The sequence below is a fragment of the Comamonas suwonensis genome, assembly GCF_012844455.2.
In the GTDB taxonomy this organism is placed as follows: domain Bacteria; phylum Pseudomonadota; class Gammaproteobacteria; order Burkholderiales; family Burkholderiaceae_C; genus Comamonas; species Comamonas suwonensis.
Map to the genome: position 1 here is coordinate 1 of NZ_JABBCQ020000059.1, position 874 is coordinate 874.

General features: G+C 59.7%; 1 protein-coding gene and 1 pseudogene. Both read left to right on the forward strand.

Features of this window, described 5'->3' with window-relative positions; all coding sequences use genetic code 11:
• Nucleotides 1-5 precede the first annotated feature (5 nt).
• Complete coding sequence (locus HF327_RS21840; protein WP_198462444.1) at nucleotides 6-755, forward strand: electron transfer flavoprotein subunit beta/FixA family protein; 750 nt, start codon at nucleotides 6-8, stop codon at nucleotides 753-755.
• Nucleotides 756-769: 14 nt separating this feature from the next.
• A pseudogene (locus HF327_RS22265) lies at nucleotides 770-874 on the forward strand (electron transfer flavoprotein subunit alpha/FixB family protein); the annotation flags it as partial.

An 874-nucleotide genomic window follows, 5' to 3' on the forward strand; every position in this document is an offset into this window, starting at 1 on the left:
GCAGCATGAAGGTATTGGTCCCTGTCAAGCGCGTGGTGGACTACAACGTGAAGGTCCGCGTCAAATCGGACGGCACGGGTGTAGACATCGCCAACGTCAAGATGAGCATGAACCCCTTTGACGAAATCGCCGTCGAAGAAGCCGTGCGCCTCAAAGAAAAAGGCGTGGTGACCGAGGTCATCGTTGTCTCCTGCGGTGTGGCTCAGTGCCAGGAAACCCTGCGCACCGCCATGGCCATCGGCGCAGACCGCGGCATTCTGGTGGAAACCGATGTGGACCTGCAGCCCCTGGCCGTCGCCAAGCTGCTCAAGGCCCTGGTTGACAAAGAGCAGCCCGGTCTCGTGATTCTGGGCAAGCAAGCCATTGATGGTGACAACAACCAGACCGGCCAGATGCTGGCTGCGCTGACCGATCTGCCACAAGCCACGTTCGCCTCCAAGGTCGAAGTCGCAGGCGACAAGGTTGCCGTGAGCCGTGAAGTAGACGGTGGTCTGGAGACGCTGTCTCTGTCCATGCCCGCCATCATCACCACCGACCTGCGCCTGAACGAGCCCCGCTACGTCACCTTGCCCAACATCATGAAGGCCAAGAAAAAGCAGCTCGACACCTTCAAGCCTGAAGACCTGGGTGTGGACGTTGCTCCCCGCCTCAAGACCCTGAAGGTTGCAGAGCCCGCCAAGCGTGGCGCTGGCGTCAAGGTGGCCGATGTGGCCGCCCTGGTCGACAAGCTCAAAAACGAAGCCAAAGTGATCTAAAGGAAGAACGACAAATGACATCCCTCGTTATTGCTGAACACGACAACGCTTCGATCAAGCCCGCTACCCTGAACACCGTGACGGCTGCCGCTGCCTGCGGCGGCGATGTGCATGTGCTC